Below are 20,949 nucleotides of genomic sequence, written 5' to 3' on the forward strand. Positions count from 1 at the left end.
CGGGGGGGGGTGGTGGGGGGGGGGGGGGGGGGGGGGGCGCCCGGGCCCCCCCCCGGGGCCCGCGGCCGCCGGCGCGCCGCGCGGGGGGGGCCCGGGCGTCCGGCGGCGGCTGACCCCGGCCGGCGGGCGACCGGGCGCCCCGCACGCGCGGCCCGGTGCCGCCGCCCGCGCCCCGCCGTCACCGGTGTGCCGGAACGGGGCGCGGAACTCCGGCACGCCCTCCCGTCGGACGCCCGCGCACCGCCCCTCTCCCGGGCCGGAAGACCCACCGCGGGGCCGTGCCGGGAACGGGTTGACTTCCGTGAAGCGGTCCTGTCACGCTCTTCGCGGCGGTCGATGTGCGTCTCCAGCACGCCCGTGGCCTCTCAGGCAGCCGGGCCCGCCGCCGTCGCTCCTCTCTCGTCGCGCTCTTCCCACCGCGCCTTCCACCGCGCTTCACCGTGCGCCGCCGACACCGCGCGGCGGGCCCTCGGGCCCGCCGCGCGGTGTTCGTCGTACGGCGCCAGCGCTTCCGTGCCGTTCGTGCCGTACGAAGGAGAGATCCATGACCATCCCCACCCAGCGTTCCCGAGCGGAGGCGCCCGGCCGGTCCGGGCGGGCGGTGTCGCTCGCCGGACTGCCCTCGCTCACCGGCCTGAGGTTCTACGCGGCGACGGCCGTGTTCCTATACCACGTCACGAGCCCCCAGCTCAGCCCGTTCAGCGGCAGCACCGCGCACGACGCGGCCCGGCTGTTCGGCATCGCCGGCGGCCTCGGGGTGTCGTTCTTCTTCCTCCTCAGCGGGTTCATCCTCACCTGGTCCGCCCGCACCACGGACACCCCGGGCCGGTTCATGCGCCGCCGCCTGGTCAAGCTGTTCCCCAACCACCTGGTCACCTTCGTGGTCGCGCTGCTGGTCTTCGCGGGCGCCACCGTCACCTCGGTGCGCCAGTGGCTGCCCAACCTGCTGCTCGTGCAGACCTGGTCCTGGGACCCGTCGGTCTCCTTCAGCGTCAACGCCCCGAGCTGGTCGCTCGGTTGCGAGCTGCTGTTCTACCTGTGCTTCCCGCTGCTGCTGCGTGCGGTGAACGCGATATCCCCGCGCCGGCTGTGGGCCTGGGCGATCGGCTTCGCCGTGGCCGTCGTCGCCGTACCCGCGTTCGCGTACGCCGTGCTGCCCGGCCGGGTGACCATTCCCGGCTGGCAGGTCAGCACCGTGCAGAACTGGTTCGTGTACCAGCTGCCGCCGGTGCGGATGCTGGAGTTCGTGCTCGGCATGCTGCTCGCCCGGGTCGTGCTGACCGGCCGGTGGGTGGGCGTCCGGCTGTGGCAGGCGGTGGTGCTGTGCGTCGCCGCGTACGCCGTCGCGCTCTACGTGCCCTACCTGTACGCCCTGTCCGCGGTCTGGGTGATCCCGCTCGGCCTGCTCATCCCGGCCGCCGCGGTCGCCGACACGGGCGGGCTGCGCTCGCCGTTCCGGGGACGGGTGATGACGTGGCTCGGCGAGGTGTCGTTCGCCTTCTACCTGTTGCAGGCCACCGTGCTGATAGGGGGCAACAAGTACCTCGCCGGGCACGCCCCGTACGGCGTCGGCGAGGCGGTCGGGCTGAGCCTGCTCGCCTGGGCGCTCACCACCGTTCTCGCGTACCTGCTGTACACCCTCGTGGAGCGGCCGGCGATGAAGCACCTGAGCCGTCCCCGCCGGAAGGCCGCACAGGCGCCCGCAACTGAACGGCCGGTCAGCATCCGTTGACAACGGAAGCGTGCACATGTCACGCTTTTCCGCAGAGCCCTTATGCCTTGAAACGGCACGACAAAGGCGATGTCCACCGGTAAGCACCGGTTCGGACATCGCCTTTTCTGTGTGCCCGTCCACGTGCCGGCCGGTCCCGCACGGGCTCCTCCGCAGCAAATCCAGCCCCTCACCAAGGATGTGTGGCCATGCCCGAGACCCCCACCCCCGACCAGATCCCGCACGCCGCGCGCATCATGGACTACTTCCTGGGAGGTTCCGAGAACCTCCCGGTGGACCGCGCCGCGGCGGACGGCATCGTCAAGCTGCTGCCCGGCGGCCCGCTGGGGGCGCGTGCCAACCGGCGCTTCCTCAACCGCGCGGTGCGCGAGGCCACCCGGCGCGGCATCACCCAGTTCCTCGACATCGGCAGCGGCATCCCGGCCGCCGAGGCCACGCACGAGGTGGCGCCCGAGGCCCAGGTCGTCTACGTCGACAACGACCAGGTCGTCGGCGTCATCGCGCGCCGGCTCCTGGGTGAGGCCTCGGACGGCCGCACCGCCTACGTCGACGCGGACTTCCGCGAGCCCGAGGCCGTGCTGTCGGCGCCCGCGACCAAGGAACTGCTGGACTTCTCCCAGCCGGTGGCGGTGCTCTTCGGCGCACTGCTGCACTTCATCGTGGACGCCGACGACCCGTACGCCACGGTCGAGCGCTACAAGGAGGCGCTGGCCCCCGGCAGCCTCGTCATCCTCACCCACTCCAGCCCCGACTACGTCTCCGCGCCGGTGCGGGCCGCCGTCGACGAGCTGTACACGAACCTGCGGGTCGACCTCGCCTCGCGGTCCCGTGCGGAGATCGCGCGGTTCGTGGAGACCGACGGCTGGACGGTGCTCGACCCGGGTGTGGTCTCCGTCAACGAGTGGGAGACCGAGAACGAGCGGGCCGCCGACGCGGACTACCAGACCAACCGCGAGGACACGGCCGGCTTCGCCGCCGTCGCCGTGAAGAACTGATCCACCGTGCCGCGGCCGGCCCGGCCCCCGCGGGCCGGCCGTACGGGTGGTTCGACCGCAAGTCGCTGCTGAAGAAGCCGAGTTGACGGCTCTCCGGGCGAAGTGTCACACTTTTTTCGGCGGCTCCATGCCCTGAATCCTGTTCCGTGTCCGATCGGTGTCCCCGACCCGGGCGCGGTTTTTTCGTTTCGCCCGCGCGGCCGGACCTGCCGGGGTCCGGATCCGGACCACAACCCGTCCGGAATCAGCCAAGAAGGGCCGGGCCGGGCTTCTTCCCCGACCGGGCCGAGGGCCCTCGCACCGCATCTGACCTGCCGTTTCAGGTACTAGTGGGCGGCTCTGATAGTTGGCTAACTGCTAGTTAGCAAGTTGATGGATAAGCAGGTTGACGATACCCTCGGGGTACGGCAACGCAGCAGTGAGGGAGACAGCGATGAGCCAGGAGTTCAAGAACCACGACATGACGATGATGTTCGCAATCCACGACGCCCTGCGGCGTGAGCTGGAGCGGATCGCCCGGATCACCGCCCGGGTCGACGAGGACCCCCGTCATGTGCTGAGCACCGCGGTGGGCTGGGAGCTGTTCAAGAAGTTCCTGACCATCCACCACACCTCCGAGGACGTCACCGTCTGGCCCGTGATGCAGCGGGCGCTGGCCGGGCAGCCGGACGAACTGGCCCTGCTGGACGCGATGGAGGCCGAGCACGCGGTCATCGACCCGCTGCTCGCCGACATCGACGCGGCCCTCGCCGACCGGGACTCCGGGCTGGAGCGCCTCGGCGGTCTGACCGACACCCTGTACACCCAGCTCGGCGGCCACCTCGACCACGAGGAGGGCGAGGCGCTGAAGCTCATGGACATCACCATGACCACGGAGGAGTGGGTGACGTTCTCCAAGGAGCAGAGCGGCCGCGTCGGCGACGACGCCCGCCGCTACCTGCCCTGGCTGCTCGACGACATGGCCGCCGCCAAGGTCGCCGGCATCCTCGGCAAGATGCCGGAGCACCTGCGCAACGCCTACGAGACCGAGTGGCGCGCGGCCTACGAGGACCTGGACATCTGGGGGACCCGCGCCCACACCAGCGCCCGCTGACACCCTCCCGGCGACGTCCCGCCCACGGCCGGAGCCGAGCCCCGCGGGTTCGGGGCGGTACCGGCCGGGGCGTCCGCCCCGGGCCCCCGCCCCAGGGCGGGCGTGCCCGGCGGGCGCCGGCCACGCCGGTGGGCGCCCTGCCGACGGTCCCACGCCCGGACGGCCGCTCTCACCCGGAGCAACCGCTTCACTCCACCTCATCGCCGAGGCCGCCCGCCGTCGGTCGCCCGCCGTCGGCGCGGACCCCGCGAGGCCCCCTCGGAAGGCGCCACTCCCGGGAGATGCCCGCGCGGATGGCGTCAACTCCGTGAGCCGCCGGTCGACGGACCGCCGGTCCCGTGAGGCGCCCGCCTGGAAGCCGGGTCCGGGAGCCGTCTGCCCGGCAGGCGTCGGTCCCACCAGATGCCCGCCCGGAAGGCCAACCCGTGAGCCGCCCTGTCGGCGGACCGCCGGGTCCGTGACGACCGCCCGGACGCCGGTCCCGCCGGCGGTGCGCGGGAAGCCGCCGGTCCGTGTGGCGCCGCCCGCCCGGCCGCCGCCGCTCTCCCAGCCGCCCGCCCGAGGTCGCCGGGCCCGTGAGCACCCCGCAGGCGTCGCTCCCGCGAGCCGCCCGCCCGGTGGCCGCCGGGCCGAACTGCCGGCCGGCGTGGTCGGGTCCCCGGCCCCGCTTCGGCCCCGCGCCCGAGGTGACGCGCATCCATGACGATCCCGTGTGCCTCCGGCCCCCGCGGCTTCGCCGGGGTTCCGCCGACCGGCAAGGCCCCCCGGCCCCCGCCCCCGTCGGCGCGCGAGCCTCACCGCCGGGTCCGGTCATCCCCCTCGGCCGATCGCCACCCCGCACGTCCCCCCGCCGCGCCACTCCACCGTCCCCCGGAGGGGCTCCCGGTGGGCTTTCCGGTGGGCTTTCCGGTGGGCGCGTCGACCCGCCGTCTCCCGTGCGGGGTCCGCCCCGCCTCTCCCCGTACCGTGATCGCGCCCGGAGCGCCCCGGTGACTCTTCCCGGCCGGATCCGCATGTCGCCAGGTCACGCCCGGTTCCGGTGAGGGTTCCCGGAACCGCTTTCACGACAACTCCCCACGTGCCACTGACCGTATGCCGGGTCCGGGGCATACGATACAGACAAGTCTGTTGAATTCAGTGGGAGAGCGTAAGGAACTGGCATGGCTCAGCAAGAACGCGGGAAGCGGTCACGGCGTTCGATCCTGGAGGCGGCGGCCCAGGTCTTCGACGAGCGCGGCTACGACGCCGCCAGCACCAACGAGATCCTGGCCCGTACCGGCCTCACCCGGGGTTCCCTCTATCATCACTTCCCCTCCAAGGAGGCCATCGCGCTCGCCCTGGTGCAGGCGCACGGCGAGGCCCTGGAGGTCCCCGACCGGCCGGTGCGGCTGCAGTCGGTCATCGACCTGACCCTCGAATTCGCCCGCCGCCTCCAGCACGACGCGGTGCTGCGCGCGAGCGTGCGGCTGACCATAGAGCAGACGTCGTTCGACTGTCCGCCGAGGACCACCTACGAACAGTCCACGGACACCATCCTGATGCTGCTCCAGGAGGCCGAGAAGCGCGACGAGATACTCCCCGGTGTCGACGTGCGGGAGGTCACCTCCCTGATCGTCGGCTCCTTCACCGGCCTGCAGATCATGTCCCAGGCCTACAGCAACCGCGCCGATCTGCCCGAACGCACCGGCGTCTTCTGGAAGTTCCTGCTCCCGGGCCTCGCCACGCCCGGCCTGATCGGCCGGCTGCGCGTCACGCCTCCGGACGTCTCCGAGATCCCCGACCCCCTGAACTGACCTGCCCCGCCCCGCGCTTCGGCCGGCGATCTGCCGGCCCGCGCGTGCGCGGCCCCGTGCCGGGTGGACGACCGCCCGGGCACGGATCCTCAGATCCGGCGCTCGCCGCCCCGGTTGGGCCGGTCGCGGTCGAAGAGCGGCCGCAGCAGCCGCCACAGCCGATCGGCTATCTCCCCGTCCCACCAGCTCGGATCGGTGTGGCCGAGCGTCTCGATGCCCGCCGCCACCACCACGGCCAGATCGGCCAGATCCTCCGCCGGTTCCTCCGCCGCCTTCTGCGCCTGCGTGACCCGCTCGTGCACGGTGGCCAGCAGGTCGTCGCGCAGCCGGGGCGGGCCCGCCGAGCCGTCGGCGGCCAGCTGCATCCCCGCCCGGACCACCTTCTCCGTGCGCATCGCCTCGCCGAGCGCCGCCAGGAAGCGCCGGGGCGTGTCCGCCACCGGCCCCTTGAACGCCTCCTCCGTCAACGCCTCGACCCGCTGCCGGGCCTCCTCGTAGACGGCGGCGGTCAGGGCGGCGGTCGAGGAGAAGTGGTGGTACAGCGCGCCCCGGCTGACCCCGGCGCGTCGGCAGATGTTGATCAGCCCCGCGTCCGACAGGCCGCCGTCCGCGATGAGTTCGGCGGTGGCCTGGACGAGAACCTGACGTGTCTGTTCGGATCGCGCCTGCATCCGGTGGCACCTGCCTTCTCTCCCTGGTGCGCTGGCTCCGCACATCTCCCCGCAGGCGCTGCCGTCGACGGTGCAGCGAATCATACAGGCATGCCTGTTTATGGAGGGACCCCTCGTACAGTGCTACCCGTGTGCGATCTCCAGGGAATCCAAATGCGCGGATTATGGCGGTCTTTGTCCGGAAAGTGGCCCATCGGGCCGAGGCGTCGACGATCTTCAATCAGATAGGTCTGTTTGGTATGAGTGATCCATTCCGGTCACTTGACGCGGGTTTGACACTGCGCTGACACAGCTGCGGAGGATTGTGGGAACCCTGAACCGCCGTCCGTTGAAGCCGTCCGCACCCCCCGTGAGACTGGATGCAGTTCCGGTTGGACCAAGGAAACGGGGGAGATTCGAATGGAAGAGACCGAGCGGCTGACGACCGGACATCGCAGCCGCGACTGCCGACGGCTCTGCGGCCGGATCTGCGCCCGCTGCGTGGACCGGATCGACAGCGCACTGCGCACCCTGCTCGACCTGTACCGGGAGAGCGACCAGGCGCTGGTGCCCGGCGCGCCGGTGCTGCGCGAGCGGGTGAGCGGCAGCCGCGCCTCCGTCGGCATCGTCCTCGACGAGCGGGCCCTGGCGCTGCGGACCCGTACGGCCGAGGTGATGACGCTGTGGGCGCGGATGGTCGTGGACGAGCGGGCCGGCGCCCGGCCCGGCTCCGGCGAACGCGGGGTGGCCGCGCTGGTGCGGTTCCTGCGCCGCCAGCTGCCCTGGCTCGCCGGGCACCCGGCGGGAGCCGACTTCGACGAGGAACTCATCGAACTGCTCGGGGAGTTCGGCGGCCTGCTCGGCCCCGGACCGGCCCGCAGGCTCGAACTCGGGCCGTGCACCAGGCCGGAGTGCGCCGGCACCCTGTACGGCGTGCTGCCGGCCGACGACGGTGACCGGGTGCCGTCCCAGGTGTCCTGCGACGGCGGCCACTCGCTGCCGCCGCGCCAGTGGCTGCTGGTGGCCGGCCGGATGCGGGAGGCGGCCTGATGGCGGCCGGGTTCGAGAGGACGGCGGGCGGCAGGGCCCGCACGCGCCGGGTGCCGACCGAACTGGCCGCCCTGGCGATGGGGGTGACCCCGGCGACCATCCGCAAATGGGCCAGCCGCGGCAAGATCACCCGCCATGGCGGCCCGCAGCGCGCCGAGTACGACCTCGACGAACTGTTCGCGATCGCCCGACGGGACGCGGACGAGTAGACCATCACCGAGAGACGCGGATCCGTGCGGGGATCCGTGCGAAGAAGCCCCTGCGGCCCATCCCCCCGCCGCAGGGGCTTCTTTGGTGCATTGATAATCAACTAACCATATTCTAGAAGAAGTTGACTCCATCCGAGCATGGGTGTCACACTTTTCCCGGCGCCCCATGCCCGAATCCGGGCGGCGCCCGTCCCGGGCTCCGGTCTCCGAGCCCGCAGGACCCTTCACAACCCTCGCGAATCCGCGTCCCGTCCGGGGCGCGGATTTTCTGTTTCCTTCTCGCCCCGACTTGAGGAAGTGTGGTCCATGCCTGTTTCCACCTGGACACCCGTCGGTCAATGGACGGGGACGGTCACGCACGACGGTGAGGTGGACGAGTACACCGTCACCTTCGTGCCGGACGGTTCCCTCTCGGTCACCACCAAGAAGAGCACCGGCTACGGCTCCTGGACCGTCACCGGCGAGGACTCGCTCCAGTTCTCCCTGCGCGAGGACTTCAACCTCGACGTCACCCAGATCAGCCCCAACGGCCACCGGGCCGCCTACATACAGATCGACATCGACGCGCGGCACGACGACGGCGCGCTCACCGGCGAGGGCAAGGCCGTCGTGCACGGCCCGGACGACGTCGTGATCTACGCGACGGGCGCCCAGACCGAAGCACGCCGGGTGTCATGACGTCCGAGGTCGCCCGGCTGGCCGACCTGGTGAGCCTCAGGAACCTGGTCGGGCACTATCTGGCCAGCCTCGACGAGGGTGGCTTCGACGAGGCCTGGGCCCGGTCCCTGTTCACCGAGGACATCGAGATGACGTTCCCGGTGGGCAGCCACGGCGGCCTGGCCGGCGTGGCCGGGTTCACCGCGGAGATCATGGCGCGCTGGGGACGCACCCACCACCACGGCTCGGAGAGCCAGGTGGAGGTGGACGGTGACACGGCCCGGCTCAGCTGGAGCCTGATCGCCTCCCACGTGCACCACGGCTCGCCGCTCCCGCCGGACCCCACGCAGTACTTCCAGCTCGGCGGCCGGTTCACCGGCACCGCCCGGCGCACCCCCGACGGCTGGCGCTTCGACCGGCTGGGGCTGCGGATCGTCTGGACCACCGGAGCCGTGCCCAAGGGCGTCACCCAGGTGGACCGGCAGACGCTCGACACCCGGGGCAACACCACCACTTCAGCAGAGGAGAACGCACCCATGCCCACCACGCTCACCCCCGCGCAGCAGAGGGAACTGATCGAGAAGGTCTTCCACGAGGGCCTGGACCTGGGCGACCTCTCGGCCGCCGACCGCTACCTGACGGCGGACTTCCGCAACAACGGCAGCCACGACGACTCCATGCGGGGCCCGGAGGCCTTCAAGCACACCATCCGGATCCAGCAGTCCGCGTTCAGCGAGATCAAGTACGAGATCCTCGACTTCATCGCGGACGGCGACAAGGCCGCCATCCGCTGGGTCATGCACGGCAAGCACACCGGTCCGTTCATCGGCATCCAGCCGACCGGGCTCCAGGTGCAGCACCAGGCGATCATCTGGTTCCGCTTCGAGGGCGACAAGATCGCCGAGCGCTGGGGCATCGTCGACAACTTCTCGCTCCAGAAGTTCCTCCAGTCCGGCGGCAAGCCGGTCGGCCCGCTGACCCCCGCGGGCAAGCCCGGGGCCTGAGCAGGCCGCCCGGCGCGCCCGGCCCCCGCCGACGGTGCGGGGGCCGGGCGCGCCCGTGCCGCGGGGCCTACCGCCGACGGAAACCGCGCGGATCCGCGAGCGCCCGGATCCGTGTCGCACGAAATCGAAGGAACCGACGGAGCAAGGGACCAAGACCATGCCGATCGACAGAAAAGTCGCCCGTTTCAACCGGCGGTTCGCCAACCATCTCGTCGGGCCGCTGTTCAGCCGGCTGCCCGGGTTCGGGAAGGTCCACCACCGCGGCCGCAAGTCCGGGCGGGAGTTCGCCACGCCGGTGAAGCTGTTCCGGCGCGGCTCGGACATCATCATCACGCTGCCGTACGGACCCGGCTCCGACTGGGTCAAGAACGTGCTGGCGGCGGGCGGTTGCGAGATCACCACCCGCGGCCGCCGGATCCAGCTCGGCAACCCGGTGGTCTTCAGCGACGACGGTACGACGAAGATGCCCGCCCTGACCCGGCGGATCCTCTCCCGGGTCGAGGCCACCGAGTTCATCGCGCTGACGCCGGTCCAGGCGTCGGTGCCGGCGGCCCGGCCGTGACCGCCGCCGGCCTGGTGACCCGGCCGGCACGGGTCGCGCTGCTGGTCGGCTCCGCCCGGGACGGCCGGCTCGCCCCGGACGTCGCGGGCTGGTTCGCGCGGGTCGTCGCCCGCCGCGACGACCTCGTCCTCGACGTCGTCGACGTGGCCGAGCACCCGCTGCCGGCAAGCCTGGACGCCGACGACCCGAGGGCCGCGGCGCTGCGCCCCCGGCTCGCCGGCGCCGAGGCGTACGTCGTCGTCGTACCGGAGTACAACCGCAGCGTTCCCGGTCCGCTGAAGACCCTCATCGACAGCTTCCAGAGCGAGTGGGAGGCCAAGCCGGTCGGCTTCGTGGGCTACGGGCTCGGCATGGCCGGCGGGGTGCGGGCGATCGAGCACCTGCGGCAGATCTTCGCCGAGTTCCACTGCGTGGGGATGAAGGACACCGTCACGTTCCCGCGCGTGCTCGACCACTACGACGCGGACGGCGCCTTCCCGGCGGAGCCGGCCGGCGCCGAGGCCGCCGCCAAGCTGATGCTGGACCAACTCCTCTGGTGGGCGACGGCGCTGCGCGACGCCAAGGCCGTCCGGCCGTACAGCGCCCCGTGAGGGCGCGGGGAACCCGCGGTTCCCCGCGCCCCGGAAAAAAGGGGCGTTCCCCTCACCCCCTCTTCACCAGGAGAACGCGATGGCTGCTGCCGCCGCCCCCGATCCCCTCACCCCGCTCCTCGTCGCCGTACCGGTCGTGATCCTCGCCTGCCGGGCCGGCGCCCAGCTCCTCCGACGGCTCGGACAGCCGCCCGTGGTCGGCGAGATACTCGTCGGCATCCTGCTCGGCCCCTCGCTGCTCGGCTGGCTCTGGCCCGCGGCGCAGACCTGGCTGTTCCCGGCGGCGGCGCTGCCCTACATCGGCGTGCTCGGCAACATCGGGCTGCTGGTGTTCATGTTCCTCGTCGGGCTCGAACTCGACCTCAAGTCGCTGCGCGGCAACAGCAGAACCGCCGTCGCCGTCTCCCAGGCCGGGATCGCGCTGCCGCTGCTGCTGGGCACGCTGCTGGCGCTCGGCATGTACGGCGACTTCGCGCCGGAGGGCACGAAGAAGCTGCCGTTCGTGCTGTTCATCGCCGTGTCCATGAGCATCACCGCGTTCCCGGTGCTGGCCCGCATCCTCACCGACCGCGGTCTGTACCGCACGAAGGTCGGCGCGCTCGCCATGGCCGCCGCCGCGGTGGACGACGTCAGCGCCTGGTGCCTGCTGGCCGTCGTGGTGGCGGTGACCAAGAGCAACTCGCCCATGGACGCGCTCACCACGGCCGGATACGCCGTCGCCTTCGTGGCCGTCATGCTCCTCGTCGTACGGCCGCTGCTGGCCCGGTGGGCCGCGCGGGCCGAGCGCCGCCACTCCGACGGCGTCGTGCTGGTCGTGCTGTTCAGCGGGCTGAGCGTGGCCGCCTACGCCACCGACCGGATCGGCGTGCACGCGCTGTTCGGGGCCTTCCTGTTCGGAGTGGTGACCCCGCGCGGCAGCCGGCGGGTCGAGGCGACCGCGGCCCGGATGCGGGCCTTCGCCGTGCCCGTGCTGCTGCCGCTGTTCTTCGTCAGCACCGGGCTGAAGACCGACGTCGGACTGCTCGGCGGCGGCGCGGCCCAGTGGCTGTGGACGGCCGCGGTGCTCGTGGTCGCGGTGGTCGGCAAGTTCGGCGGCGGCGCGCTCGCCGCCCGGCTGTCCGGCCGCGGCTGGCGGGACTCCCTGTCGCTCGGCGCGCTCATGAACTGCCGGGGCCTGACCGAGCTGATCGTGCTGAACATCGGCCTCGGCCTCGGGGTGATCGGCCCCGGCCTGTTCACCGTCCTGGTGCTGATGGCGCTGCTCACCACGGCCATGACCACGCCCGCGCTGAGCCGGTTCCGCAAGGGGATCGACGAGGAGCGGGAGGGAGACCAGAACCAGGAAGCGAACGGAATCGGTCAGGACGAACCGGCCCTCGGAGCGACCGCAGGCCGTTGACCTGCGGGCTCGGCGCGGGCGCGGTCCGAGGCGCCTCCCCGGCGCATAGTTCAGGCCCTGATGGTTGGAAAACTGCTGGTTGCCTGGTTGATAGATAAGCACGTTGACGATACGATCGCTGTGCGAAACCGAAGCAGTGACGAGCCAGACCCGCGGGACTCCCGGCGACCGGGACAGCGCGGCCGGCTCCACCAGCCGCGGAACCCGAGGGCCGGCCGCCGCTCGGCGTACGGCCAGTCCACCCCCCAAAGTCCCGAGAAGACACGGAGACATCTCATGTCGCTGCAAGACCGCACTCAGGCCGTCCCCAAGGCCGCGGCTCCGCCGCAGCAGGACGGCAAACTCGGCCTCGCATTGCTGGTCATCGCCGCAGCCCAGCTCATGCTCGTCCTCGACAACACGATCGTCACCGTCGCCCTGCCGAGCATGCAGAGCGCCCTGGGCCTGAGCGAGTCCAGCCTCGGCTGGATCGTCACCGCCTACGCCCTCGCCTTCGGCGGGCTGCTGCTGGCCGGCGGACGCGCCGGCGACCTCTTCGGCCGCCGCCGGGTCTTCCGCATCGGACTGATCCTGTTCACCGGCGCCTCGCTGCTCGGCGGCCTGGCGCAGAGCGGGGAACTGCTGATCACGGCCCGTGTCATCCAGGGCGCCGGAGCCGCCATCGCGGCACCCACCGCCCTGTCCCTGCTGGCCACCACCTTCCCGGCGGGCCCCGCCCGCAACAAGGCGCTCGGCGTGTACGGCGCGATGGGCGGCCTCGGCTCGGTCGTCGGCCTGCTGCTCGGCGGCGCGCTCACCGAGTACCTCAGCTGGCGCTGGGTGATGTTCGTGAACATCCCGATCGCGCTCGCCGTCCTGATCGGCACCGGCGTCCTCGTCGAGGGCGGCCGTGAGCGCGGCAAGGTCGACTTCCTCGGCGCCCTCACCGCCACCCTGGGCTTCGGCTCGCTCGTCTACGCCATCAACCGCGCCGGCGACAAGGGCTTCGACGGCGTCACCCTGATCGGCCTCGGCGCCGCGCTCGTCCTGCTCCTCGCCTTCGTCCTGATCCAGCGCAGCAGCTCCGCGCCGATGATCCCGCGCGGTGTGCTGGCCGACCGCAGCCGCGTCGGCGCCAACCTGATCATGCTGCTGGTCGGCGCGGGCATGCTCGCCACCTTCTACTTCCTGACCCTCTACATGCAGGTCGTCAAGGGCTACGCCCCCATGATCACCGGTGTCGCCTACCTGCCCTTCGCGCTCGGCATGGGCATCGCGGCCGGCGGCATCGGCCCGCAGCTGCTCGCCCGGATGTCCGAGCGCAAGGTCGTCGCCCTCGGCCTGCTGATCGGCATCCTCGGCATGGTCTGGTTCAGCTTCATCGAGCCCGGCCAGAACCCGTGGGCGGTCCTGCTGCCGGCCCAGCTGGTCGCCGGTCTCGGCCTCGGTTCGGTCTTCGTGGCCGTCACCATCGTCAGCGTCCGCGGCGTCGAGCCCCAGGCCACCGGCGCGGCCTCCGGCCTGGTCAACACCGCCCAGCAGATCGGTGGCGCCATCGGCCTCGCCGGCCTCGCGGCGGCGGCCACCGCCATCACCGACCACGAGCTGCCCGGCAACGTGTCGCACGCCCTGACCACCGGCTACTCCTACGGGTTCCTGCTCGGCGGCGCGCTGTACCTGGTGGCCCTGATCGTGGCGCTGACCACGCTCCCGGCCACGGCCCCGCAGCACCACCAGGAGGGCGAGGCCGCGCCCGCCGCCCTGTGATCCGGCCCCGGCGGCCCCGCCCTGTCCACTCGGGCGGGGCCGCCGGCACCCCCCTCTCCCATCCCCCCACGCACGCCAGGAGGCCGACATGACCGACCGGAGCGCATCCCAGGGACAGCGGCGTTCCCTCGCCCTGTGGGAGCTGGCCGACCTCGTCACCCCGATGGCCGTGCGGGTGGCCGCCACCTACCGCGTCGCCGACCACGTCGCCGCCGGAACGGCCACCGCGTCCGGCATCGCCCGGGCCGAGCGGCTGCACGCCGAGTCCCTCGACCGGGTGCTGCGCCACCTCGTCACCGCCGGCGTCCTCACCCGGGCCGAGGACGGCTCGGCCTACGGACTGACCGGGCTGGGCGAGCAGCTGCGCTCGGACCACCCCGACGGCCAGGTCCTGCTGCTAGACGCCGCGGGCGCGCTCGGCCGCGGCGACCTCAGCCTGACCGACCTGGCCCACACCGTCCGCACCGGCGACCCCGCCTACCCGGCGCGCTACCGGACCGGCTTCTGGGACGACCTGGACGCCGACCGCGCGCTCGCCGAGTCCTTCGACCGGGTGATGGCCGACAACCTCTCCCGCGACCTCCCCTCGATCGCCGCCGCCTACGACTGGTCCGCACGCGGTCACGTCTACGACCTCGGCGGCGGCAGCGGGGCGCTGCTCGCCGGTCTGCTCCACGCCCACCCGGCGCTGCGCGGCACGGTCGTGGACCTGCCCGGCACGGTGGCCCGCGCCCAGGCGCACTTCCGGGCGGCGGGACTGGCCGACCGCGCCGACGTCGTGCCCGGCAGCTTCTTCGACGAGCTGCCCGCGGGCGGCGGCGCCTACGTGCTCTCCTCCGTCCTGCACAACTGGACCGACAAGGAGGCCGTGCAGATCCTGCGGCGCTGCGCCGACGCCGTCGCCGACGACGGACGGGTCGTCGTCGTCGAGGAGACCGGCGAGGGCTCCGAGACCGGCATGGACCTGCGGATGATGGCCTACTTCGGCGGCGCCGAACGCACCCGGGACGAGCTGGCACGGCTCGCCGCGCAGGCGGGTCTCGCGGTCGTGGGGGTGTACCGGGCCGGCGGCCAGGCGGCCGCCGTCCGCACCTTGATCGAACTGGTGCGCGACGATCGAGCACGGTGACCCATCGGGGCCGCGGACCGCTCCGGGCGTGCTCCCGGGGCGGTCCAGCGGGCCGAACGGTGTGCGGGCCGGTGCATATACTTGCGAAGGAGGTGCTGTCGTGCGGAGTTCGGGCGATTCAGGTGGTGCGCACGGTCCGGTGACCCGGACCGAGGAGACCGCGGAGGTTCCCGGAGCCCTCCCGGAGTCACTCACGGACTTCATCAGCTATCTCCTGCGCCGGGTCTACGCGCAGTTCTCGTCCACCGGTGACGGCGGCGACAGCGACTCCCGGGACTTCCTGGTCCTCGACGCGCTCACCGGCCGCGACTGGGAGTCCCAGCTCGACCTCGCGGAGCGGCTCGGCATCAACCGCACCATCATGGTCTCGGTCATCGACCGGCTGGAGGCCCGCGGCGAGGTCCGGCGCACCCGCAACCCCGACAACCGCCGCCAGTACGTGCTGTCCCTGACCGACCGGGGGCGCGAGGCCGTCGAGGCCAGACGCCGCACGGTCGCCGCCCGGGACGCCCGGCTCACCGCCGTCCTGACCGACGAGGAGACCGCCCGGCTCGACGAGCTGCTGGCCCGGCTGCTGCCCGAGTCGGCGCAGCCCCTGGTGCAGGGCACCGAGTACCTGGTCGCCCAGGCCCACCACCGGCTGCGCAAGCACGGTGACGACAAGCTGGCCGGCACCGGTCTCAGGGTGCGCCACTACGGCCCGCTCTCCGCCCTCGACGTCTTCGGGCCCATCTCCCAGCAGCGGCTCGCCGAACTGCTCGCCATCACCGGGCCGGCCGCCTCCCAGCTGGTCGACGAACTGGTCAAGCTGGGCCTGGTCCAGCGCGGCCGCGACCCGCACGACCGGCGCCGGTACGCGCTCGAAGTGACCGCGACGGGCCGGGAGAAGCTCGCCCTCATCGCGGAGGCCGTCGCCGAACTCGCCACCGACATCTCCGACCGGCTCGGCCCGGACGGCGACGAGGAACTGCGCGCCCTGCTGGTGAAGCTGCTGGCTCCCACGCATTCCGGACCGGCATTCTCAGGCACCGTCAAGTCATCGGTTTCCGCCAGGGGTTGATTCTCTGGCCAAAGGCTGTCACGCTTGATTCGGCGGTAGACGCACGCCTTTCCCAGGCTCCTCGTATCCACGAGGGGCCTTTTTTCATGCGGACTTTTCCACGGATTCGACACGGACGTTCACGCGGATTTCCGACCCTCGACGCCTTCGACGAAGGAGACAGCTCATGGTCGCGCAGAAGACCGACGGCTCGCCCGAGCCGGCGCGCATACCCGAGGACATGACCTACGACGTCATCATCCTCGGCTCGGGCCTCGCCGGCTCCGTCACCGGCACCATCCTCGCCAAGCACGGCGCCAAGGTGCTGCTGGTCGACGCGGCCGCCCACCCGCGCTTCGCCATCGGCGAGTCCATGACCCCGCAGCTCGTGGAATGGATCCACATCCTCTCCGAGCGCCACGACATCCCCGAGCTGAAAAGCCTGTCCAGTGTCCAGGCCTCCACCCGGGACATCGGGCCGACCTTCGGCACCAAGGCGCATTTCGGCTTCATGAAGCACGAGGTGGGAAAGGAACCCGACCCGCGCGCCGCCACCCAGCTCGCCCTGCCGAAGATATTCCACCAGAACAGCCACATGTTCCGGCAGGACAGCGACGCATTCATGTTCCACGTCGCGATCAAATACGGCTGCACCCCGCGGCAGAACTGGCGCGCCAACGAGGTCGATTTCGACGACGACGGCGTCACCGTCACCGGAAAGAGCGCCGCACCGGGCGCCGCGTCCGAGCAGTACCGTGCCAAGTACCTGGTGGACGCCTCCGGTTTCCGCTCGCCGCTGGCCGACAAGTTCGACCTGCGCGACAAGCCCACCGCCCGCTTCAAGCACCACTCCCGCTCGATGTTCACGCACTACGTCGGCATCAAGCGGTTCGACGACGTCAGCGGCCACCCGCAGAACCTGCGCCCGCCGGCCGACTGGCACACCGGCACCATGCACCACCTCATCGAACGCGGCTGGTTCTGGATCATCCCGTTCGACAACCACCCCGACTCCCGCAACCCGCTGTGCAGCATCGGCCTGACCATGGACGAGCGCACCTACCCCAAGCCCAAGGACATCACCCCGGAGCAGGAGTTCCAGCTCTTCCTCGACAAGTACCCGGCGGTCAAGCGCCAGTTCGACGGCGCCACCCGGGTCCGCGAGTGGATCTCCACCGACCGGCTGCAGTACTCCTCGAAGCAGACCATCGGCGACCGCTGGTGCCTGATGTCCCACGCGGCCGGCTTCCTGGACCCGCTGTTCTCCCGCGGCCTGTCCAACACCCTGGAGGTCGTCGACGCCCTCACCTCCCGGCTGATCCCCGCCCTCGGGGACGGCGACTTCTCCGCCGAGCGCTTCGAGTACGTCGAGCGGGTCGAGCAGGGCCTGCTCCAGTACAACGACGACCTGGTCAACAGCTCCTTCATCGCCTTCTCCCACTTCCGCCTGTGGAACGCGGTGTTCCGGGTCTGGGGCTCCTTCATCACCCCCGGCACCATGCGGCTGACCCGGGCCCGCCTCAAGCACTTCAAGGACCACGACGTCCGGCACTTCGACGAGCTGGAGAACGTGCCCTACCCGGGCCTGTGGTGGCCGCAGAGCGACTCCTTCAAGAAGATCCTGGAGGCCACCGCCGAGACCTGTGAGAAGTACGAGGCCGGCGCGCTCACCGGCGACGAGGCCGCCGACATCGTCTTCGGGCTGCTCAAGGAGTCGCCCGTCGTCAACCCGGTCTTCGGCTGGAAGGACGAGGAGCAGCGCTTCATCTACCCGTCGGTCGGGACGATGGCCCGCTTCCTGTACTGGGCCTCGGTCCAGGCCCCGCCCGAGATGAACAGCGTCGGCCGCGAGTTCCTGCTCGGCATCGTCAAGGCCGGGGCGAAGGTCCGCAAGCTCCTCTGACCCGCGCGGCACCCCCCTCGACACACACCCCAGAAAGGGATGCGCATGTCCGCAGCAGCGCGGTCACTGACCCGCGCCCAGGAGACCCGGACCGCCGAGCAGACCCGGAGCGTCGAGCCACTGAGCCTGCGCCGCGTGTGCGGTCTGTTCACGACCGGTGTCACGGTCATCACCACCGGCCCGGACGGCGACGCGGACGGTACCACCGTCAACTCCTTCACCTCCGTCTCGCTGGAACCCCCGCTGGTGCTGTTCTGTCTGCACCGCAACTCCCGGCTGCACACGCTCCTGGAGCAGAGCGGCGGGTTCACCGTCAACTTCCTGTCCGGGCGCCAGCAGCCGCTGGCCCGGCACTTCGCCGGGCGCCGCGCCACCGCCTTCGAGGGCATCCCGCACCACTTCACCGAGGACGGGCTGCCCGTGCTCAGCGAGGCCCTCGCCTACCTGACCTGCACCACGGTCGACATCCACACGGCCGGCGACCACGAGATCGTCATCGGCGAGGTGGTCGACCTCGGCGTGCCCGAGCACGGCCTGGAGCCGCTGGTCTTCTTCGACGGCTCACTCGGCCCGCTGCAGTCCGGCACGGACCGCTTCCACCACACCGAACAGGCGTCCTGACATGCGCCGGGTGCTCATCGCCAACCGTGGCGAGATAGCCGTACGTGTCGCCCGGGCCTGCCGGGACGCCGGGATCGCCAGCGTCGCCGTCTACGCGGACCCCGACCGGGACGCCCTGCACGTCCGGGTCGCCGACGCGGCCTACGCCCTGGGCGGTGACACTCCGGCCACCAGCTACCTGGACATCGACAAGGTCCTGCGGGCCGCCCGGGAGACCGGCGCGGACGCCGTCCACCCGGGCTACGGCTTCCTCTCCGAGAACGCGGAGTTCGCCCAGGCCGTGCTGGACGCGGGCCTGACGTGGATCGGGCCGCCGCCGCAGGCCATCCGCGACCTCGGCGACAAGGTCGCCGCCCGGCACATCGCCCAGCGCGCCGGCGCGCCGCTGGTCGCCGGCACCCCGGACCCGGTCTCGGGCTCGGACGAGGTCGTGGCCTTCGCGGAGGAGCACGGCCTGCCGATCGCCATCAAGGCCGCCTTCGGCGGCGGCGGGCGCGGGCTGAAGGTCGCCCGGACGCTGGAGGAGGTGCCGGAGCTCTATGAGTCGGCGGTGCGGGAGGCGGTGGCCGCCTTCGGGCGCGGCGAATGTTTCGTGGAGCGCTACCTGGACCGGCCGCGGCATGTGGAGACGCAGTGCCTCGCCGACGGGCACGGCAACGTGGTCGTCGTATCGACGCGTGACTGTTCGCTGCAGCGTCGGCACCAGAAGCTCGTGGAGGAGGCGCCGGCACCGTTCCTGACGGCGGAGCAGACCGCCGAGCTGTACCGCGCCTCCAAGGCGATCCTGCGGGAGGCCGGCTATGTCGGCGCCGGGACCTGCGAGTTCCTGGTCGGCCAGGACGGCACGGTCTCCTTCCTGGAGGTCAACACCCGGCTCCAGGTCGAGCACCCGGTGTCCGAGGAGGTCGCCGGCATCGACCTGGTCCGCGAGATGTTCCGGATCGCCGACGGCGAGGAACTCGGCTACGACGACCCCGAGCTGCGCGGTCATTCGTTCGAGTTCCGGATCAACGGCGAGGATCCGGGCCGGGGCTTCCTGCCCGCTCCGGGCACGGTCACCCGCTTCGACCCGCCGTCGGGTCCGGGCGTCCGCCTGGACGCGGGCGTGGAGTCGGGCAGCGTGATCGGCCCGGCCTGGGACTCCCTGCTGGCCAAGCTGATCGTCACCGGCCGCACCCGCGAGGAGGCCCTGGAGCGGGCCGCCCGCGCCCTGGACGAGTTCCGGGTCGAGGGCATGGCCACGGCCATCCCGTTCCACCGGGTCGTCGTCCGGGATCCGGCGTTCGCCCCGCAGGCGGGCCCGTTCACCGTCCACACCCGGTGGATCGAGACCGAGTTCGCCAACGGGATCGAACCCTTCACCCCGCCCGCCCCCGGCGCCGCTCCGGCGGCGGACGACCGCGAGACCGTGGTCGTCGAGGTCGGCGGACACCGCCTGGAGGTCTCGCTGCCCGCGGTCCTCGGCCGGGTCCCGGACCGGATGCCGGGCCTGGTGGGGGCGCCCGCGCCGCGGACCCGGCGCCGCGGCGCGGGCGGCCCCGCGCCGGCCGCGTCCGGCGACACGCTCACCTCGCCGATGCAGGGCACCGTCGTCAAGGTCGCCGTCACCGACGGGCAGAGCGTCGAGAAGGGCGACCTGATCGTGGTCGTCGAGGCCATGAAGATGGAACAGCCGCTCACCGCGCACCGCTCCGGCACCGTGACCGGGATCGCCGCCGAGGTGGGGCAGGCCCTCGCCGCCGGCGCCACCGTGTGCGCCATCAAGGACTGAACCAGCCGACGGATCGAGGACCGGTCGACGTGGCACACCTCACCTACACCGACGCCATGGACGAAGCGCTGGACCGGCTGCGTTCCGTGGGATACGAGCACGGGCGCAGCTTCGTCAACCACGCGCCGATGGCCGCCGAGGCCCTGGCGCACATGGGATACGCCGACGAGGTGCCCGGCTGGGTGGAGGGGCACCTGCGCAGCCACTCCTTCCACGACGTGCCCGAGCGGCGGTTCGCCATCGACCCGGCGGACGAGGCCGAATGGCGCCACGCGCTCGGCGAGTTCGGCCGGGTCGCCGACTGGACCGCCCTGTTCGAGAGGGAACTGGCCGAGGACCCGTGGACCGAGGTGCTGGCCCGCTGGTGGCCCCGGCTGCTGCCCGGCATGTCCGGGATGCTCACCCACGGGGTGATCCGCACCGCGCACGCGGTCCGCGCGGTGGCGACGGCCGGCCCCGGCCACCGCAGGCAACTGACCGAACTGGCCCAGGGCCTGGGCTACTGGGCGGCCCGCTACTCCGAGGGCGGCGTCGTCGTCGAGGCGGATCCGGGCGAGGACCCGGACCTGGACGCGACGGCGGCCCTGGACGGACTCGTCGCCGAATTCTCCGGGATCTACGCCACCCTCTCCCACCGTCACCCCGTCCCGCTGATCCACTCGGTCACCGGGCCCGCCGCCGTACGCCTGGTGGTGGAACACCTGCCGCCGGAGCAGCGCCTGCCCTCCTACCGGGTCGCGCGGGCCGTCAGCCGCACCATGCTCGACTGGTTCCACGCCGTGCCCCGGCCCGCCGCCCCGCTGCCCGACGCCCCCGACGTGGCCGCCCTGTTCGCCGAGGCCGTGCAGATCGGCGACGAGCACGCCATCAAGCTCGCCGAAGTGGCCGTACGGCACGAGGCGGCGGCGCCCGATCCGCGGCACGCGGCGGCCGCGCACGTCGCCAACCGGGCCATCGGGCGCTTCAACCGCTGACAGATCGTCTTCGACGGTCCCGCAGACCGGAC

General features: G+C 72.0%; 19 protein-coding genes. 18 read left to right on the forward strand and 1 reads right to left on the reverse strand.

The annotated features are described in order from the left end of the window. Positions 1–544: 544 nt before the first annotated feature. The 4 genes from ACIRQ9_RS24995 (at position 545) to ACIRQ9_RS25010 (ending at position 5,613) form a co-directional block, all read left to right on the forward strand. Positions 545–1,732, forward strand: a complete 1,188-nt coding sequence (locus ACIRQ9_RS24995) for an acyltransferase family protein (RefSeq protein WP_404177521.1) — start codon at positions 545–547, stop codon at positions 1,730–1,732. Positions 1,733–1,920: 188 nt separating this feature from the next. After that, positions 1,921–2,727: an SAM-dependent methyltransferase gene (locus ACIRQ9_RS25000; protein WP_404177524.1), complete on the forward strand. Its 807-nt coding sequence runs from the start codon at positions 1,921–1,923 to the stop codon at positions 2,725–2,727. 433 nt (positions 2,728–3,160) lie between these two features. After that, on the forward strand, positions 3,161–3,820 hold the full coding sequence (locus ACIRQ9_RS25005; RefSeq protein WP_404177527.1) for a hemerythrin domain-containing protein: 660 nt from the start codon (positions 3,161–3,163) through the stop codon (positions 3,818–3,820). 1,160 nt (positions 3,821–4,980) lie between these two features. Further along, on the forward strand, positions 4,981–5,613 hold the full coding sequence (locus ACIRQ9_RS25010; RefSeq protein WP_351935344.1) for a ScbR family autoregulator-binding transcription factor: 633 nt from the start codon (positions 4,981–4,983) through the stop codon (positions 5,611–5,613). Positions 5,614–5,702: 89 nt separating this feature from the next. Here the strand turns inward: ACIRQ9_RS25010 and ACIRQ9_RS25015 are convergent, their stop codons facing one another. Continuing rightward, a complete protein-coding gene (locus ACIRQ9_RS25015) occupies positions 5,703–6,284 on the reverse strand; it encodes a TetR family transcriptional regulator (RefSeq protein ID WP_404177531.1) in 582 nt (193 codons plus the stop codon). 399 nt (positions 6,285–6,683) lie between these two features. On the opposite strand from ACIRQ9_RS25015, the gene ACIRQ9_RS25020 reads away from it, so the two are divergent. The 14 genes from ACIRQ9_RS25020 (at position 6,684) to ACIRQ9_RS25085 (ending at position 20,917) form a co-directional block, all read left to right on the forward strand. Next, positions 6,684–7,313, forward strand: coding sequence for an OvmZ protein (locus ACIRQ9_RS25020; protein WP_404177534.1), 630 nt, complete (start codon positions 6,684–6,686; stop codon positions 7,311–7,313). After that, the gene (locus ACIRQ9_RS25025; protein ID WP_404177537.1) at positions 7,313–7,522 is read left to right on the forward strand and encodes a hypothetical protein; all 210 of its coding nucleotides are present in this window, start codon (positions 7,313–7,315) and stop codon (positions 7,520–7,522) included. Before ACIRQ9_RS25020 ends, ACIRQ9_RS25025 begins: the two co-directional genes overlap by 1 nt. A gap of 306 nt (positions 7,523–7,828) precedes the next feature. After that, positions 7,829–8,200, forward strand: a complete 372-nt coding sequence (locus tag ACIRQ9_RS25030; RefSeq protein ID WP_351328170.1) for a dehydrogenase — start codon at positions 7,829–7,831, stop codon at positions 8,198–8,200. Continuing rightward, positions 8,197–9,183, forward strand: a complete 987-nt coding sequence (locus tag ACIRQ9_RS25035) for an ester cyclase (protein ID WP_404177540.1) — start codon at positions 8,197–8,199, stop codon at positions 9,181–9,183. The genes ACIRQ9_RS25030 and ACIRQ9_RS25035 overlap by 4 nt, the downstream gene beginning before the upstream one ends. Before the next feature lie 157 nt (positions 9,184–9,340). Further along, on the forward strand, positions 9,341–9,745 hold the full coding sequence (locus ACIRQ9_RS25040; RefSeq protein ID WP_404177543.1) for a nitroreductase family deazaflavin-dependent oxidoreductase: 405 nt from the start codon (positions 9,341–9,343) through the stop codon (positions 9,743–9,745). Then, a complete protein-coding gene (locus ACIRQ9_RS25045; RefSeq protein WP_404177546.1) occupies positions 9,742–10,335 on the forward strand; it encodes an NADPH-dependent FMN reductase in 594 nt (197 codons plus the stop codon). The genes ACIRQ9_RS25040 and ACIRQ9_RS25045 overlap by 4 nt, the downstream gene beginning before the upstream one ends. Before the next feature lie 79 nt (positions 10,336–10,414). After that, positions 10,415–11,734 carry a cation:proton antiporter gene (locus tag ACIRQ9_RS25050; RefSeq protein WP_404177549.1) on the forward strand — a complete coding sequence of 440 codons (1,320 nt, stop codon included), beginning with the start codon at positions 10,415–10,417 and terminating at the stop codon, positions 11,732–11,734. Between the two features lie 276 nt (positions 11,735–12,010). Next, on the forward strand, positions 12,011–13,480 hold the full coding sequence (locus ACIRQ9_RS25055) for an MFS transporter (RefSeq protein ID WP_404177552.1): 1,470 nt from the start codon (positions 12,011–12,013) through the stop codon (positions 13,478–13,480). Positions 13,481–13,568: 88 nt separating this feature from the next. Then, positions 13,569–14,609 carry a methyltransferase gene (locus tag ACIRQ9_RS25060; protein WP_404177555.1) on the forward strand — a complete coding sequence of 347 codons (1,041 nt, stop codon included), beginning with the start codon at positions 13,569–13,571 and terminating at the stop codon, positions 14,607–14,609. Between the two features lie 139 nt (positions 14,610–14,748). Then, positions 14,749–15,669, forward strand: a complete 921-nt coding sequence (locus ACIRQ9_RS25065) for a MarR family winged helix-turn-helix transcriptional regulator (RefSeq protein ID WP_404177558.1) — start codon at positions 14,749–14,751, stop codon at positions 15,667–15,669. Between the two features lie 166 nt (positions 15,670–15,835). Next, positions 15,836–17,551, forward strand: coding sequence for an NAD(P)/FAD-dependent oxidoreductase (locus ACIRQ9_RS25070; RefSeq protein WP_404177561.1), 1,716 nt, complete (start codon positions 15,836–15,838; stop codon positions 17,549–17,551). 45 nt (positions 17,552–17,596) lie between these two features. After that, entirely contained in the window at positions 17,597–18,172 is a 576-nt protein-coding gene (locus ACIRQ9_RS25075; RefSeq protein ID WP_404177564.1) for a flavin reductase family protein, read from the forward strand. Position 18,173: 1 nt separating this feature from the next. Beyond that, the gene (locus ACIRQ9_RS25080) at positions 18,174–19,943 is read left to right on the forward strand and encodes an acetyl/propionyl/methylcrotonyl-CoA carboxylase subunit alpha (protein WP_404177567.1); all 1,770 of its coding nucleotides are present in this window, start codon (positions 18,174–18,176) and stop codon (positions 19,941–19,943) included. Between the two features lie 29 nt (positions 19,944–19,972). Continuing rightward, positions 19,973–20,917: a hypothetical protein gene (locus tag ACIRQ9_RS25085; protein WP_404177570.1), complete on the forward strand. Its 945-nt coding sequence runs from the start codon at positions 19,973–19,975 to the stop codon at positions 20,915–20,917. Positions 20,918–20,949 lie beyond the last annotated feature (32 nt).

The sequence above is a fragment of the Streptomyces sp. NPDC101237 genome, from assembly GCF_044767465.1.
GTDB lineage: Bacteria > Actinomycetota > Actinomycetes > Streptomycetales > Streptomycetaceae > Streptomyces > Streptomyces gramineus.

Excerpts from the sequence above, each read along its gene's own strand:
- ACIRQ9_RS24995 (WP_404177521.1), top strand. The coding sequence starts at position 545 with ATGACCATCCCCACCCAGCGTTCCCGAGCGGAGGCGCCCGGCCGGTCC.
- ACIRQ9_RS25000 (WP_404177524.1), top strand. The coding sequence starts at position 1,921 with ATGCCCGAGACCCCCACCCCCGACCAGATCCCGCACGCCGCGCGCATC.
- ACIRQ9_RS25005 (WP_404177527.1), top strand. The coding sequence starts at position 3,161 with ATGAGCCAGGAGTTCAAGAACCACGACATGACGATGATGTTCGCAATC.
- ACIRQ9_RS25010 (WP_351935344.1), top strand. The coding sequence starts at position 4,981 with ATGGCTCAGCAAGAACGCGGGAAGCGGTCACGGCGTTCGATCCTGGAG.
- ACIRQ9_RS25015 (WP_404177531.1), bottom strand. The coding sequence starts at position 6,284 with ATGCAGGCGCGATCCGAACAGACACGTCAGGTTCTCGTCCAGGCCACC.
- ACIRQ9_RS25020 (WP_404177534.1), top strand. The coding sequence starts at position 6,684 with ATGGAAGAGACCGAGCGGCTGACGACCGGACATCGCAGCCGCGACTGC.
- ACIRQ9_RS25025 (WP_404177537.1), top strand. The coding sequence starts at position 7,313 with ATGGCGGCCGGGTTCGAGAGGACGGCGGGCGGCAGGGCCCGCACGCGC.
- ACIRQ9_RS25030 (WP_351328170.1), top strand. The coding sequence starts at position 7,829 with ATGCCTGTTTCCACCTGGACACCCGTCGGTCAATGGACGGGGACGGTC.
- ACIRQ9_RS25035 (WP_404177540.1), top strand. The coding sequence starts at position 8,197 with ATGACGTCCGAGGTCGCCCGGCTGGCCGACCTGGTGAGCCTCAGGAAC.
- ACIRQ9_RS25040 (WP_404177543.1), top strand. The coding sequence starts at position 9,341 with ATGCCGATCGACAGAAAAGTCGCCCGTTTCAACCGGCGGTTCGCCAAC.
- ACIRQ9_RS25050 (WP_404177549.1), top strand. The coding sequence starts at position 10,415 with ATGGCTGCTGCCGCCGCCCCCGATCCCCTCACCCCGCTCCTCGTCGCC.
- ACIRQ9_RS25055 (WP_404177552.1), top strand. The coding sequence starts at position 12,011 with ATGTCGCTGCAAGACCGCACTCAGGCCGTCCCCAAGGCCGCGGCTCCG.
- ACIRQ9_RS25060 (WP_404177555.1), top strand. The coding sequence starts at position 13,569 with ATGACCGACCGGAGCGCATCCCAGGGACAGCGGCGTTCCCTCGCCCTG.
- ACIRQ9_RS25070 (WP_404177561.1), top strand. The coding sequence starts at position 15,836 with ATGGTCGCGCAGAAGACCGACGGCTCGCCCGAGCCGGCGCGCATACCC.
- ACIRQ9_RS25075 (WP_404177564.1), top strand. The coding sequence starts at position 17,597 with ATGTCCGCAGCAGCGCGGTCACTGACCCGCGCCCAGGAGACCCGGACC.
- ACIRQ9_RS25080 (WP_404177567.1), top strand. The coding sequence starts at position 18,174 with ATGCGCCGGGTGCTCATCGCCAACCGTGGCGAGATAGCCGTACGTGTC.